This is a genomic window from Parabacteroides faecis (assembly GCF_014647375.1).
Lineage (GTDB): Bacteria > Bacteroidota > Bacteroidia > Bacteroidales > Tannerellaceae > Parabacteroides > Parabacteroides faecis.
The window spans coordinates 205636-222417 of the sequence record NZ_BMPB01000001.1; the positions used below are offsets into that span (position 1 = coordinate 205636).

Here is a 16782-nt window from a genome sequence, read left to right on the forward strand (position 1 = left end):
TAGATTAAACGTTCCTTTTTTCTCGCCATTTTTCAGGTAGTATCTTGTCTTGGTAATAAGAAGTCCGATTTTTGTACTCTAATTGCTATTCAATTGATAAGAAAGAGGATAGGATTGAAAAAAAATTATGGGAAAGAATTGTAGGTTTAAAACTTATGTCTAACTTTGCTGGCGAGAAAAAAGGAACCTTTCTTTTAGTCACTACTTAGACTTCGTAATTAATTATATTACTTCACATTAAACCATTATTCAAGCTATCTATATTTAGAGTTAAATAGGTTATCTACGATTCATAACTTACTATTAATCAATATGCTTCATTTTAGCTATTCCAAAGGAATTGTTAAATGGAGATATTTTAGTCTGTTTGCATGGAGAAAAACAGGTATTTTCAATCACAAAAAAGGCCATCGTTCGAAACGACAGCCTTGGTTCATTATTCTTATAAAAAGTTGATGTGTACAAAAAATGTAAAAATACACTAACACAAAAACCCCGATTATCAATAGTTCATCTACTGACAACCGGGGTCGGATATTTATTTCAGAAGTATTTTACAACTTATGTATCACCTTCATCAACTGTTCACCCAAACCAATGGTATATCCCTGAGAGACGAACACAACACGGTTGAAAGTATCTGCAATGATAAAGATAGGGAGCTGGCTGGCATTTGCCAGTTTCATGGCCGATGCAATCTCCTTCTGGATATGGTTGTCAGCATCGATACCGTAAGTGATCGTGCTAGGCAGATCGCCGAACTCTTTCGGATCGAAGTTCTGGTAACCCTTTTCGTCCGGGAACAGAAGTACCATACTGCGGCCCCATTCTTCCAGGTCTTTCTTCACAGCTGCTATGTCGCGCATAGCGTGGTTGGTCGGTTCCTGACGGGCACCCAGGATAGCGACAACGAAATAACCACGGCCTGTCGTTGCCAGTACGCTGGTTTCTTCGCCGTTGTCGGCACGTTTGAACTTGTTTTCCGAATTGAAATTACCGATCACCTGTACTTCGTCAGTGTTTTCACGCATTTCCAGTTTTGTGGAGGTCGTCTTGTCAGGTTCCACATTAAAGAAAGAAACTTCAGCCAATACGCTGCCGTTAGCCATACGGGTTCCGGTAACCATCATATAGTTACCTTCGTCCATGCTCAACGGAGTCTTCAACATGCTGCTCCAGGTGTCGCCTACACCCATATCCACATTGCCGCGGCGTTCAAAGTTCAGGGTCTGCAACTTAGCATCCGGTAATATCTTAGCAATAGTGAAATGGCTGTAATATTTCGGATCCTGCAATGCTTTGATCGGAGCATAGGATGCGACAACCTTACCCTGTTTAGCCGTCGTCTGAACAGCAGCTTCAAAATCCACGTCCATCCAGTTGCCGTCTTTCCAATATTGCACCTTGCGGGCAACCGGTTCGATACGTGCGGGGATACCCAGACTACGGGCAACGGCTACAAAGAAGATATCACGCGATCCGGTATCAGCCACACGCGATTTGAATACACCCATCGGCATAATCGGGATGCGCTGTGAATTGAGTTCGTTCTTGATGGTGATATTCTTCTTCACCCAATCTACCAATGCCATCGGATCATTGATAGCCTTATCCGATAAATCCTTATCGATATTCTCTGCAAAGAATTTCTTATACGGAGTCAGGAACTCATTCTGAACACGAGGATTCATGACATAACGTACATAGATATCTCCAAATTCTTCTTTTTCTTTTGGAGGCATATAATCGGTAAGAATAGCAACCGTATTGTTCAAATGATCCGATAAAACAGAGGCAGGAGTATCTCTCAGGTCTTTTGCAGAAATCACATCCAACAAGGCCATTGCTCTCCCATAATTTTTATTCTCACGCAGGAACTTCTCAATTTCCATCCAGTTACCACGGCTACCGATCATAAAATCAGCTGTTTTCAACGGATCGAGTCCTAGCTCTTTTGCCAATGCTTCGGCCTTTTCTTCCGTATAGAAAGTGGCAACGTATTTATTACGGATCGCATCCTCTTCCAACAAGCGGGCTGCATTCGCTTCCTTTTGTTCAGGAGTTACTTCGACAGCGATAGAACCTTCAACCGGAGGAATAACATCGAGGGCTACAGCTCCGATGGCATCACCAGGCTTCTTATCCAGCTTGATGGTTGCATCGCCTTTACCGAAGGAGACTTTATCGAAACCGAATTTGCCGTCTTTGGTTGCCCATACGAACATATCCCCTTTACCGGCTGTCAAGAATGTCTTTCCTTCGGCATCTGTTTTCTTATTGGCAACAGTATAAAACTCGGCATAATTGTAGATTTTGAATTCCACATCGGCACCGGATACCGGCTTGCCTTCCTCATCCACTACAGTAACAATCGCTTTACCTGTCGGAGCATAGTTGTCGATCACATTGATCTCTGTATAACCGTCTGTTTCAAGCATGACTTCTTCCGGACCATGATATTTACCGAATACTTTCGTATGCATCAACATACCACGATAAGCCGGGCCGTTAAACCATCCCAGGTTCAGAACCGGTTCCGGTTCGCAAGCACCCAGGAAATACCATTTACCATTTACCCAGGCTTCTACCCAGGCATGGTTGTCGTCGGTATGTGCCCAACGCGGAGTATATACCTGGCGGGCAGGGATGCCTACCGAGCGAAGTGCTGCCACCGTAAAAGTCGACTCCTCACCACAACGTCCGTAAGCAGTCTTTACAGAAGCCAGCGGAGAACTTGTACGGGCATCCGACGGCGTATAAATTACTTTTTCATGACACCAGTGGTTCACTTCCAGCACGGCATCATATAAAGACAAGCCTTTCACACGATCTTTCAGTTCATCGAAAAAGACCATACGGCTTTCATCCAGGTTCTCGTTGTTCACGCGGATAGGCAGAACGAAATGGCGAAAGATCTCCTCAGGGATGCTGTCGCCCCAGGGCATTTCTTCTTTTGCCTTGAAAGAACTGCGGATATTATCCAGATAAAGTTTTCCATCATAATCGGTGATGTCGCCTATCGGCATATAGGCATACAGAAATGTAAGTGCCTCTTTTTCTTCCGGCGTCATTTGTTGATTGAAAACTGTGAACAGATCTCCGTCAGGCAAAGCCGCCTGTTTGGCCTGGAAATCTTTCTCCACTTCAGCTCTGAATGCATCGTCAGAGATGAAATGCTGCTGTTTGTTACATGCCGTCCCTATCAGGAGGATGAACAATAGTGCGAATAATTGTGTTTTATGCATAGTGTTAATTTTATCCCGACAAATATACGTAATATATTCATTAGTCAGTATATGAGCCATATATTTCGGCATTCATTCCATTGTTGTTTCAGATTTTTTTTGTTATTTTGAAGGATAATTGAGTAAACCGTTTCCGCTTATGTTCCATGATTTAGAACTCTTACACAATGCGGAGGGAATCTTGTTGATTGCTTCCGTCATTCTTTTTTTCAGTATTTTCGCCGGTAAGGCAGGTTATCGTTTCGGACTTCCCGCATTGTTGCTGTTTCTGGGAGTCGGTATGTTATTCGGTAGCGACGGGCTGGGAATCCAGTTCAGTAATCCAAATATTGCGCAGTTCATCGGTATGCTAGCGTTGAGTATCATCCTGTTCTCAGGTGGTATGGACACGAAGATATCCGAGGTAAAACCCATTGCGTCGCAAGGGGTCATTCTGGCAACAGTCGGTGTACTGGCAACTACGTTCATTACGGGGGGATTCATTTATTATCTGTCCAAACTCGTGACCGGTTATGAAACGCTCACACTCCCCGAGTCCCTGCTGATGGCTGCCGTTATGTCGTCAACCGATTCGGCCTCCGTATTCTCCATCCTGCGAAGCAAGGGAGTCTACCTGAAAGAGCGTCTCCGACCAACCTTGGAGTTGGAAAGTGGTAGTAACGACCCGATGGCGTATATGCTTACCCTACTGTTGATCGCTTATATCCAGACAGCCGGCATGAATCTGGCCGATGCTGCTTTGTCGTTGGTGATCCAATTGTCGGTAGGTGCCATAGCCGGATTCTTATTCGGAAAACTGGCCGTAATCATTATCAATAAAATTGACATCGATAATGAGTCGCTGTATCCGATCCTGTTGCTGGCAACAGCCTTCTTTACTTTCGCCGCTACCTCGCTCTGCAAGGGGAACGGTTACCTGGCTGTATATATCGCTGGCCTGGTAGTCGGAAATGCGAAGATCGTACACAAGAAGAGTATCGGTACTTTCTTCGACGGTTTTGCCTGGTTATGGCAGATCGTGATGTTCCTTACGCTGGGATTACTTGTCAATCCGCACGAACTGTTGCCGGTAGCTCCCATCGGTCTGACGGTCGGTATCTTTATGATCATTTTCGCCCGTCCGATCAGTGTTTTCCTCTGCCTGCTCCCATATAAGAACTTCTCTTTCAAAGGGAAACTATATATTTCGTGGGTAGGGCTTCGAGGAGCCGTACCGATTATCTTCGCCACCTATCCGCTGATTGCAGGAGTAGAGCATGCCGGGCTGATATTCAACGTGGTATTCTTTATCACGATCTTGTCACTGCTGATACAGGGCACAACAGTAACACAGGCTGCCAAATGGCTGGATATGATAGATGAACCGGAACGAAAGGATGTATTCGGTATCGAACTGCCGGAAGGTATCAAGAGCGCGATGAGCGAGATCGATGTAACTCCCGAAGTACTTACGCATGGGAATAAACTGATGGAACTCACCCTGCCCGACCATACGCTGGCGGTAATGGTCATGCGTGACGGACGTTATTTCATACCTAAAGGGAATACGGTCCTGATGGAGAATGATAAGCTACTGATGATTTCCGATAATGACGAAGCACTGCTTCAGGCTTATGAGGCGCTGGGAATTACAGATTACACGCTGAAGAAGAATTAAAAGGATAAGGGGTGTGTTAAAGCTAGTTATATAACAAAGCAATAACACACCCCTTGCTCCCTTCCAGAAGGGAAAGTTTACTACTGGATTTCGATAGACATATCAGACTTTATATTTTCTGCAGAGGTAGCCAAATGTAAGACAAAAGTACCCGGTTCTACAACGAATCGTTTCTGTGCTTCGCTGTAAAAAGCCAAAGAACTTACCGGAATATCTATTTCTACCTGTTTACTTTCACCTGCTTTCAGAAAAACTTTCCTGAAACCTTTCAGTTCTTTTACCGGACGCATGACTGAACATTCCGGATCGCTTACGTAGAGTTGGGCAACTTCGGCACCATCTCTTTTTCCGGTATTCGTCAATGTGAAAGTGGCTTTGATCGTTTCCCCCTGGCCATACGTTTTCTTGTCGGTAGCCAGATTTCCAAAAGAGAAGTCAGTATAAGACAGACCATAGCCGAACGGATAGACCACCGGTAACCGTTTCGTGTCATACCAGCGATAACCTACCAGGATATCTTCTTCATATTTTACTTTCAGATCTCTTCCGGGGAAATTACCTAAAGCCATATCCGGAGATTGTTCCAGTGTAACAGGGGTGGTAAAAGGCATTTTGCCACTGGGATTCACCTTCCCGGTAATGGCATCCACCAAGGCATTTCCACCTTCCATTCCGTTATACCATCCCCAAAGGATTGCCGGGGCACAGATATCCAAAGCAGCCATATTCACCGGCGAACCGGCAACGATCACCACGATCGTTCTGGGATTGGCTTTGATCACTTCCTGGATCAATTGCACCTGACCGTAAGGCAATTCCATATATTGACGATCTGCCGATTCCGTATCATAATCATGATTTAACCCTCCGACAACGATCGCCACATCGCTGTTGCGGGCTGCGTCGACTGCTTCCTTCAATAACTTCTCGTTTACCTGATTTCCATCAGTAAAACTGCCGGCATTCTGCCCGTTATTACTTCCTTCGATAAAAGTGGATAGTTTTTCATATCCCTGTGCAAAATTGACTTTCACACGGTCACCCAGTTTCATACGGATTGCTTCCAGCGGAGTGACTTCATACAAAGACTTGATCTCGGAACTCAGTCCACCATCCGAATGCCGACGGGTAGCATTATCGCCGATCACAGCAATGCTTTTCACCGACGAGATATCCAACGGCAGCAGGTTTTCTTTATTCTTCAATAACACAATCGCTTCGGCAGCGGCCTGATAAGCAGCCTGCTGATGCTCCGGCGTATTGATAGAACCCCGGTTAAAACGTTTCTTTGGGTCCAGAACTTTCGTTTTGATCATGACACGGAGTACATTACCTACTTTTTCATCCACCAGGCTTTCAGCCACTTCACCCTTCTTTACCGCCTCTATCAGAGGATTGGCAAAATACCAGTCATCATAATTTTCAATATTGGTCCCCATTTCCAGATCCAGACCGGCAATAGCGGATTTTACCGTACTGTGGGCTGCCCCCCAATCGGTCACATACACTCCTTTAAAGCCCCATTCATCACGAAGGATGTCGCGTGCCAGATATTTGTTTTCTGCACACCAATCGCCTTTATATTTGTTATAGGCGGCCATCACGGTCAGGGCACCGCCTTCCTGTACTGCTGCTTTGAATGCAGGCAGATAGATTTCACGGAGGGCACGTTCGCTACATTCCACCTCGACAGTGGTACGGTCCGTTTCCTGGTTGTTCAAAGCGAAATGCTTCACGCTGCATGCGACATCACGGCTTTGCAGTCCCTGGATATACTGAACGGCGAGTACAGAGTTCAGATAAGGGTCCTCGCTCATATATTCGAAGTTACGTCCGCACAACGGGCTACGGATAATATTCACACCGGGACCGAGCAATACGTCTTTTTTACGCCAGCGGGCTTCTTCACCCAGTACTTCCCCACGGTAATAGGCAAGCTCCGGATTCCAGGCAGCCGCAAAAGCCGTACCTGTCGGAAAATAGGTCGACGAATCGGTAGTCCAGTTGGCATATCCCCAGTCATGCCGGTTAATCTCTGCACGGACCCCATGAGGACCGTCGCTCAGGCTCCATTCCGGAATACCTAAACGCTTGATTTCCGAGACATAAAACTTGGAATTTCCATGTAACAAACTAACTTTTTCTTCCAGTGTCATCCGACGGATCAGCTTCTCGATCTGTTTTTCTATCTGCTGATCCTCTTTATTTATAGGCTGTGTACCCGATACCCCAGTGGTCATACAAAAGGAAAGCACAGCCATAGTCATTAATTTCTTCATGTTTTCTTATTTATTCAACTTCTATTTCAGTGACAGCATCCGGTAGTCCGGCAGCTGTTGCTTTTACACGGATAACCCCTTTTTTGCCTGTGTTTTGAACAACGACAAGAGCTTTTCCGTAAAACGCATTCCTCTCCGGTTTTTTCAGGCTGTTGGGATCATTCTGATCACCGTTGTCCGTTCCGGCAATAAACCCGTCTCCTTCCACCGAGAAACGAATCAGGTTATCGGCACGGGGAACCAGGTTACCGGCTTTGTCCCTCACTTCAACGGTTATAAAAGAGAGATCCGTACCATCTGCCTGAATAACCCGACGGTCAGGGAGTAATGCTAGCTCGGCAGCCTCGCCTGCAGTATGGATTTCCTGTGCCAGCACTTCTTTTCCGGCTTTACGCGATACGGCTTTCAGCGTACCCGGTGTAAATGGAACACGCCAGGATACATGGTAGGTACTGTCATTCTTACTTTTCGTGCCGAGACTCTTACCATTCAGGAATAGTTCCACCTCATCCGCCTGGTTGTAATAGGCCCAGACATCTACCTCTTCACCCTCTTTCCAGTTCCAATGCGGGAACAGATGCAGGGTCGGCTGGTCAGTCCATTCACTCCGGTACATATAATAAACGTTTTTCGGGAATCCTGCCAGGTCGACGACTCCAAAGAAACTGCTGCGACTCGGCCACCAGTAAGGTGTCGGCTCACCCAGGTAATCAAAACCAGTCCAGATAAACATTCCGGAAGCATACGGCAAACGTTTTACCTCGTGCCAGGTTACTTCATGGGTCGATCCCCAGGGAACATGGCAGTTGTCGTAAGAAGAACAAAGGTGTTCAGGACGATCGAAAGGCTTGTCCCATGATTCGGGCCAGATATACATTTCGTCGGATGGCATCTGGTAATAACCGCGTGTCATCAAAGCCGATGTAGATTCACTGACGATCAGCTTCTTGCCCGGATAGACCTGTGGGAAAGGGGCATAGTCTTTCTCATGGTAGTTGAAACCATACACATCGAGTGCACCGGAACGGAATAGATGGTTGGCCGGATCTACACCGTTATTCCCGGCAGTTACCGGACGGGTAGTATCCAACTTTCTGACAATATCAGCCAAAGCGATCGTGATCAACGACTGGACACTCATTGTGCTATCCTCCAGCAAAGCCGGATCTATCTTATGACCGGCATTCAGGATCAGGTTCGCTTCCTGCAGGCTCAGTGTATCGGCATCCGCATGCGACCATTGTTCAAGTACCTCATTTCCGATACTCCACATGAAAACGGAGGCATGGTTACGGTCACGCTTGATCTGGTCGGTCAGGTCCCGTTCATGCCATTCGTCAAAGTATTGTGCATAATCGTAAGGCGATTTTCGTTTTCTCCACATATCGAACGACTCATCCTGTACCAGCAGTCCCATCCGGTCGCATAGTTCCAGTAATTCGGGAGCCGGTGGATTATGGCTGGTACGGATCGCATTGACACCCATATCTTTCATTATCTGCAACTGACGCTCGATCGCACGTTTATTAACGGCCGTACCCAGGCATCCCAGGTCATGATGCAGACAAACACCCAACACCTTTGTCGGTTCTCCGTTCAGATAAAAACCGGTTGCCTCATCCCACCGGAAAGTACGGATACCGAAGGTTGTTTCATATCGGTCGGTCAGTTGATTTCCGGATCTTACTTCAGTTACAGCAGTATATAATGCGGGATTTTTTATTCCCCACAATTCAGGGGCTTTTACCTCAAGAGTCTGTTTAATAATATCGCTACCGTTCTCCGGTAGTTCGACCGGAAGAGAGGTATGTGCAATAACTTTTCCGGAAGGGGCTTTAATGATTGTCGTCAACTCGGCAGTAACTACAGCTGCATAAGTATTCTTCAGTGTCGTTTCAATCACTACCGTCGCCCTCTCCTGTGCGACATCCGGAGTTGTAATATTCGTTCCGTACTGATCCACATGAACCTGACCGGTTTTAACCAACCAGACATTCCGGTAGATACCTGATCCCGAATACCAGCGTGAGTTAGGTTGCTGCGAGTTGTCAGCCTGTACAACCAGTACATTCTCTTCCTGACCGTATTTCAAATAAGGAGTCATATCATAACGGAACGAGATATATCCGTTCGGACGGAATCCCAGCAGATGACCGTTCAGCCATACCTTACTGCAACGGTAAACACCGTCGAAGTCGATATAGACCTGCTTTCCCCGGTCACTTTCCGGTATCTTGAAATGCTTCCTGTACCAGCCCATACCACCGGGCAAGGCTCCGCCCCCGGGTGTCGCCGGATTCTCTTTGGAGAAATCTGCTTCGATGCTCCAATCATGCGGAAGGTTCAGTTGCCTCCAGCCGCTATCGTCGGCATCCGGAGCGGAAAGATCCGCCTGGTTGTCTGTCAGCGAGAATAGCCAGTCGTTGTTAAAGGAGGTTCTCTCACGTCCCTGCCGGTCGGCCGAACAGGCCGCCAACAAGAGACTAAAGAATACAATTGCTAATTGTTTCATACATGTTAGTTTATCAGGGTAACGAAATGGTTAACTGTTCGCCTTTATATACAGCAGAGACTTCCTTTCCCGCCGGATATTCAGGTGTAACAAAGATAACTTTTATATTCCGTTCCATAGCCATTTCAGGGAAAGAACCGGAACGGGTTCCGATAGTCAGTTCCTTTCCTGATTCTTCATAAGAAAACGGAATCGTACTGTATTCACCTTTTTCATAGGCATAAGTCACCCCATTATCCTCATATAAGGAGAAAGAGGCATCGGCACCGGTATACACGTAGACCGTCAGGTCCTTTTGTTCTTCGGCAGTCGACTGGATCAGTTTACCTGCAGGGATAATGGAGCCGCCGCGTACAAATAACGGCATTTGTTCATACGGAGCAGCTATAGTGCGGGAAGTTCCTCCGGTCATACTTTTACCGGTATAGTAATCGTACCAGACTCCGGCAGGGAAATAGACCTCCCGGTCCCGTTTCTTGTACTGATGAACCGGACAAGCCATAAAGGCCGGACCGAACATAAACTGGTCATCAATAGTATAGGTCTTCTTATCTTCCGCATAATCCATCACCAGGGCACGCATGATCGTATAGTCATTGAAATAGGTCATACCTGCCAGGCTATAGATATAAGGCATCAGGCGATATCGTAATTCGGTATAATATTTCATTGACTTGTAGGTAGGTGTTCCTTCCGGTGCGATATTATAGATTTCCCGGCACGGATACTGACCATGGCTACGGAACAACGGGCAGAATGCACCGAACTGATACCAACGGGTATTCAATTCGCGCCATTCGTTCAGGTCTTCGCTTCCTTCTTCCGCGTGCTCATAACGTTTCTCCACACAGAATCCGCCGATATCCATCGTCCAGTAAGGGACACCCGACATCGCAAAGTTCAAACCGGCACTTATCTGAGCTTTCATATCTTCCCAACGGGTACCGATATCACCGCTCCAGGTAGCTGTCGAATACCGCTGCTGTCCGGCAAAACCGGAACGGGTTAACAGGAAAACACGGTTATCCGGGTTTACGCCACGCTGTCCGTCATAGATTGCCTCCGCATTCATCAGGGCATAGGCATTGAAATATTTGGTAGAAGGGCCCAGATAAGTCGGTCCGCACAACTTCTTCCGGTAATTCATATCCGTATTGTCCTGTACATTCGGTTCGGAGGCATCCATCCACCAGGCATCGACACCCAGGCTGTAGAGATGTTCATTCATCTGATTCCAGAACAATTTACGTGCTTCCGGATTGTAGGCGTCATAGAATGAGCCGATATATCCCGGATAGATCCAGTCGCGGATGCTGTCTTTAATCGCTTGCTGATACATAGCTCCCAGTTGGTCCAGTTCCTTGTAATGCTCTGTCGTCATATAAAATTTAGGCCATACGGAGATCATGAAACGGGCATCCTTCTCGTGTATCTCCCTGATCATTCCGGCAGGGTCCGGGAAACGTTCCTTGTCGAATTCATGGCTTCCCCAGGCATCTACCGGCCAATAACTCCAGTCCTGAACGATCACATCCAATGGGACCTGGCGTTTCCGGTATTCATTCAATGCGGTCAGCAATTCATCCTGTGTTTTATAACGCTCACGGCTTAACCAATACCCCATGGCCCATTTAGGCATCACCTGGCTTTTTCCGGTTACGGAACGATATCCACTGATCACCTCATCCATATTTTTACCGTTGATAAAGTAATAGTCGATCTGATCACCCATCTCGCTCCAGAATGCCAAACGGTTCTGTTCGGCCTCGGGTAACGGACTCAGCACCTTCAATCCCAAATAAGAGACACCACCATCCGGAAGCCATTCGACCCGGATCGGATAACGCTTTCCTTTTTCCAGACGAACTTTGGTTTTATAATCGTTCGGGTTCCAGGCAGTACGCCAGCGTTCGGCGACCACTTCTTTCCCATCGATAAAGACTTTCGTATATCCGGCATAATGTAGTTTGAAATGATGTACACCACTTTCTGTTGGTTCTATCTCTCCTTCCCAGGTGGCATAAGCCTCATTGGAAGGAAATTTCTCCGGGAAATTCTTGATCGTTACCAGATCTTCATAATTGATTTTGTCCTCTTTTCGGATCAAAGGTTGTACCGAAGAGGTCCGATCCTTATAATAAGTAGCGGTCAATGCACCGGCCTGCCCTTCCTTATCATACAGTTTAAAGACATCGCCCAGTTCAGCATAGGGGCGTTTATCCCCGAAACGGCTCAGGGAATAGTTATGCCAGAGTATTCCATACCCTTTGGTGGAAACGATAAAAGGAACGCTTACTTTCGTATTGTACTGGAACAGTTCTTCGTTTTTTCCTTTATAATTGAACTCGTCGCTCTGATGTTGTCCCAGACCATACAATCCTTCCTCTTCGTCATTTTCAAAAACCTGACGAAACGAATAACCATTGGTTCCTTCCACCCGTACCGGGGTGAATTCTTTCCCACCTCCATTCTGTTCACGGAGGATCAGGTTCCCTGCCTTATCCGTGAACCAGACTTCGCCTGTTCTCTGTAATAGACGGGCCTGTAAAGTAGCTGTTCCAAGCGTGATGGTATCCCCGTTCCGGGTGATCTCAAAAGCAGGGACAGGTAACTGGTGCGTGTCTTTGATCAGATTTACACTTTCTTCAAATATGCCTGTTGGCGATGCCATCACCCGGATTACATCGTCGGTAATCACTTCCAGTTTAACGGCTTTTGTCTCGCCGGAAGTAATAGGGACGATTATTCCATTCTCTGTCTGCCGGACAGCATCCGAATGGCAGGCAAAGAACAACAGCGTTCCGAAGGTAAGACATACAATCGCTTGTTTCATATTCTATCTTATTAGTCTGTCACTTTAAATTTCACTTTTCCTTCCAGGCCGTCGGCTTTCACCTGATGCCCTTTTACAGAGACTGTCAACGGATGAAGCTGATTGTCTGACGGCAGGCAAACCAGTCCGGTTGCTTCGGTTGCATCGGAAGCATAGACTTTCAGTTCGAGCTGGCTCCAATCCATCTCATCTGTATTTTGTGCCAGTTTGATATGTGGCAATACGGAACCGTCACGAACCAGGATCACAGCAGGTATTGTTCCTGTCTGAATAGTATGCCAACCTCCGGCATACGTTTTTCCGGTCTGGTAATCGATCCATTTACCTTCCGGCAGATAGACATCGCGTTCGGAACCGCTTTCCATCATCGGGGCGACCAACATCTGGCTACCGAACAAGTATTCATCTTCAACCAGCCATGCACCGGCATCATGCGGGTATTCCACAAAGAGAGCACGCATCATCGGAAGACCTTTCTCCGTACATTCTTTTGCCTGTGCATAGACATACGGCATCAGTTTATATTTCAATTCCGCATTCTGACGGAAAGCTTTCAGGAATCCTTCATTATACAACCAGGGTTCTGTAGGAGGTGCACCGTGTGCACGGGTGTGAGAGCATAGGAATCCCATCGGCAACCAGCGGCGATAGAGTTCCTCCGGAGTAGATGTTACAAAGCCTCCGATATCATGGCTCCAGAAAGAGAATCCGCTCAAACCGAAGGACAGACCGCCACGCAATGTTCCCAACATACCCATATCTGTATTCTCTGCATCACCGCCCCAATGCAACGGGTAACGCTGTGAGCCTGCCCAGGCACTACGCGCCCAAATAATATTTTCGCCATGTACTTCCTTGATAATATCGGCAACAGCCTTATTATATCTCAACGGATAAAGATTATGCTCATAAAACCCGCTTTTACCGGAAGCATAAATGCCATTGAACGGAGCGGCTTCACCGAAATCGACCTTGATAGCGCCTACCCCCATCTTAATCAGGTTGGTCAGTTTGTCCTGGTACCACTTAACCGTATTCGGATTGGAGAAATCCAATACAACATCTTCATAAGGAAGTTCTCCTTTACCATTCTTCACATACAGGTCCTTTTCAATCAACTCGCTAAAGAAACGGTTCTTCGGCGTGAAATAAGGCAACTGCCACAAACAAGTATGGAAGCCTTTCTTTTTCAGATCATCCAACATCAGTTGCGGATCGGAGAAGCGGTTCGGAGCAAACTGGTAATCGCACTGCCAGTCGGTTTCAAACCAGCCGGTATCAAAGTGAATCACATCAGAGGGGATCTTATGCTTACGCAGGTTTTCTGCTACGTCGTATCCGTCTTTTTGTGAGAAATAAGTGATGCGGCTCATCCAGGTTCCGAACGACCACAGAGGCGGCATTCCCGGCTTACCCACAATCTCCGTATATTCATTCAGAATATCTTTCGGTTCTCCGAAGAAAACGAAAAAGTCCATTGTCTCATCACCCATGAATAGCTTATTGACATTGATATTGGTCGCACCAAAGTCGCAGGTCACCGGGGCGGAGGTATGCATGAACATACCATAGCCGCGGTTACTCATAAAGAAAGGAATGGGTTTATATTGCTGGTCGGTTTCGGGTCCTTGGGGGTCGGTTACAAACAGGTGTACTTTCTGTCCCACTTTATTCAGAGGGCCGAAAGACTCACCGCAACCGAAAATCTTTTCGTTCGGAGCCAGAGAGAATACTGGATTAATGCTCCGGCTGTTATCCGATCCGCGTTTGATAAAATTGAACGGGACAATCTTAGCCTGGGTCGAGTCGTTATCATGCAATGTACGGGTCTGCGTCATAATCTTGCCCTTCGCATCACGCAAAACGATACGCCACGGGTTCTTTTCAATGGTTATACTGCCGTTGGCATTTGCATATGTCACGGCATTCCCCGTTTCTGTTCCCTTCCAGGAGCTGTCTTTGCCTGGTTCTTTGGCAAGCATCAGGGAGGTTTCATCCTTCGGTTCCACCGGTGTCGTTAACATCCGGACACGGACCGTACGGGGAGAGACAAAGTCGATAGAGAATCTTAATTCGGGATCATTTACATAAGCTGTAAAGGGGAAATCCTGCATTTTCAGCGGTACAGGCAATACTGTATTTGTATTGAACGCCTGGCGGCTTTCCAGCGTGTACCGTTTCCATCGAACGGTACCGCTGGCTTTTGCTACATCAAATGACGACAATTCATCTGCAAAGAAAAAGATGTTGGTGAAATCACCGAAATCGGTGCTCATATCTTTCGCCTGGTTCATCAGATACTGTGAACCCGAATTAATCTGAAGCTGTGCCTGTGACTGCAAAGGTAATCCACCCAAAGCAGCCAAAGTTAATGACAGAAATAATTTCTTATTTTTCATAATCTATCTGTTTTTAATATTTGAATACACGGTACGAATGAGGCATAAGCGTCAGGCGGAACCTTTTGGACGAAGTTTCTTCACTCACCGGAACCACAACGGAATCGTCGACGATATCAGTCAGTTGCTTTATTCCCTCATCTGTGATCACCCGGATCGTGACAGGCTCATCATTGAATGATTCCACAATGAATGTCCCGTTATCATAAAGAAACAGGCTCACTTTGGACGGTGCCTCGATACGCACAGGCAGATCCTGGCTCATCACCCGGCGGAATATATTCAGTACGCCTTCGGGAAGATCGTATAGACTTCCCATATCGTCCGGAATAGTGATCACGTACAAACTACCTTTCGAATAAAGAGCCCGAAGCAACATCGGATATCCACTGACACCACCTTTGAGAGGACGCCCGGCACTTGCCAGCTCCCAGGCATCGTTTGTCTGGTAGCGAACCTGAGGAATCAACAGGTCACGACCGGATTTACCCAAAGACCCGAAATCATTCACCAATGCTTTCAGATCTGAACAACGCAATTCAGCAATCTCGGCGATCTGTTCCGGTATAGCTTTCAACAGGTTACTGGTAATCACTATATCTCCGCCTTTCTGTAACTGGGCCTTCATCTTTGGAAGCAGCACCGGATCATATTTAGCCTGTTCAGTCAGCAAAACGACTTGCTGATCTGTCGGAAATTCGGGATACATATCCATCGGCAGGCCGATCATTCCCAGATAATTCGGAAGAAAGTCATCCCCCAGCGAATGATAAGGTTTGTAAGACTTAATCCCGATCGGCTTCCCGAGCTTATGGACAAACTTATCTATTTGTTCGAAAGTCACACCGGCTGCACGGGCAATCGTAGTTGGCTGCACCTGTTGTCCGGCGGCTGATCTGACCGGCTTCATCATCTCATCGTAATTAAAACTGGTCCCTTGTCCCTGCCAGGGAGTACGGTGCTCCGGTTTGATCTTTACATCCAGCAGTTGGTTATAGGCAAAAAGGATCATTTCAGGGGCTTTGGCGAACATGGTCAGCCAAAGTTGTTCAGCATACCGGTCCATCCCCAGTTCGGAACCACCGGCATCCACCCAACCACCTCCGTTATGACCGGGGCGCAGATTCTCATAATACCGAACCACGTTATAGCTCAGGTAATTTTGCAAATGCTGTGCATTACCCGGATCACGGGTTTCCGTTCCGGTCCATACACCGTCAAACAACCGGGGACCGTTCTTCAGATCGAATCCCAATCCCTGGAAATGATCGTACCAGTTCGGATATTTGATAATCACCTTTACATTCGGATTGACTTTCTTTGCCGGTTTCAGAACCAACGTCTGACCGGCTTCAGTCATCAGTTTAGTGCGGTAATCACTCCAGCTCTGACTGCCTTTGGCCTTGATTTCTATATCCGATTTACAGCTGGTAAAGAAGAAATCATCCAGGATAAAGTCATCGAAATGCCTGGCTGTATGTTCAGCTATCTCCTGTACCATCTTCCGATGTTCGGGATCGGAATAACAGAAGGTTTCAAAGTTATTCGCTTCATTGATCGTATAGGTGATGCCGCCACCCACTTCGATTCCCCGATCAAGGAAGTACTTCTTTGCCTGTTCCAGGGTTTCATCGGGAACGATCAACAGGTCACGGTGCGTCTCCAAATAGATTTTATCGACCTTTACCTGTTGAGAGATTATATTCCAGGTGGAATCCAGCCACGCAAGATCTTTCATCTTCTCTACCTCATATGCACGGGTATAAACCGAGACTTTGAAGCTCCGGTAATTACCGGCAAAAATGGAAGAAGAGATCAGCAATGCTGACAGAAGATAATATATTCGTTTCATATTCA

At 46.8% G+C, this 16782-nt stretch carries 7 protein-coding genes; 1 reads left to right on the plus strand and 6 read right to left on the minus strand.

Features of this window, described 5'->3' with window-relative positions:
• Positions 1 to 554: 554 nt before the first annotated feature.
• Positions 555 to 3245: a transglutaminase family protein gene (locus IEY67_RS00690; protein ID WP_183670447.1), complete on the minus strand. Its 2691-nt coding sequence runs from the start codon at positions 3243 to 3245 to the stop codon at positions 555 to 557.
• A gap of 139 nt (positions 3246 to 3384) precedes the next feature.
• Here IEY67_RS00690 and IEY67_RS00695 point away from each other — a divergent pair, with 139 nt between their 5' ends.
• Complete coding sequence (locus tag IEY67_RS00695; RefSeq protein WP_122375661.1) at positions 3385 to 4902, plus strand: potassium/proton antiporter; 1518 nt, start codon at positions 3385 to 3387, stop codon at positions 4900 to 4902.
• An 80-nt stretch (positions 4903 to 4982) separates the two neighbouring features.
• Here the strand turns inward: IEY67_RS00695 and IEY67_RS00700 are convergent, their stop codons facing one another.
• The 5 genes from IEY67_RS00700 to IEY67_RS00720 are packed head-to-tail and all read right to left on the minus strand — an operon-like array spanning position 4983 to position 16777.
• The gene (locus IEY67_RS00700) at positions 4983 to 7181 is read right to left on the minus strand and encodes a glycoside hydrolase family 3 C-terminal domain-containing protein (RefSeq protein WP_183670446.1); all 2199 of its coding nucleotides are present in this window, start codon (positions 7179 to 7181) and stop codon (positions 4983 to 4985) included.
• 10 nt (positions 7182 to 7191) lie between these two features.
• Entirely contained in the window at positions 7192 to 9693 is a 2502-nt protein-coding gene (locus tag IEY67_RS00705; RefSeq protein WP_183670445.1) for a glycoside hydrolase family 2 TIM barrel-domain containing protein, read from the minus strand.
• A 13-nt stretch (positions 9694 to 9706) separates the two neighbouring features.
• A complete protein-coding gene (locus IEY67_RS00710) occupies positions 9707 to 12526 on the minus strand; it encodes a TIM-barrel domain-containing protein (RefSeq protein WP_183670444.1) in 2820 nt (939 codons plus the stop codon).
• Positions 12527 to 12537: 11 nt separating this feature from the next.
• Positions 12538 to 14925, minus strand: coding sequence for a glycoside hydrolase family 31 protein (locus tag IEY67_RS00715; RefSeq protein WP_183670443.1), 2388 nt, complete (start codon positions 14923 to 14925; stop codon positions 12538 to 12540).
• Positions 14926 to 14938: 13 nt separating this feature from the next.
• A complete protein-coding gene (locus tag IEY67_RS00720; RefSeq protein ID WP_229800915.1) occupies positions 14939 to 16777 on the minus strand; it encodes a putative glycosyl hydrolase in 1839 nt (612 codons plus the stop codon).
• Between the last annotated feature and the right edge of the window lie 5 nt (positions 16778 to 16782).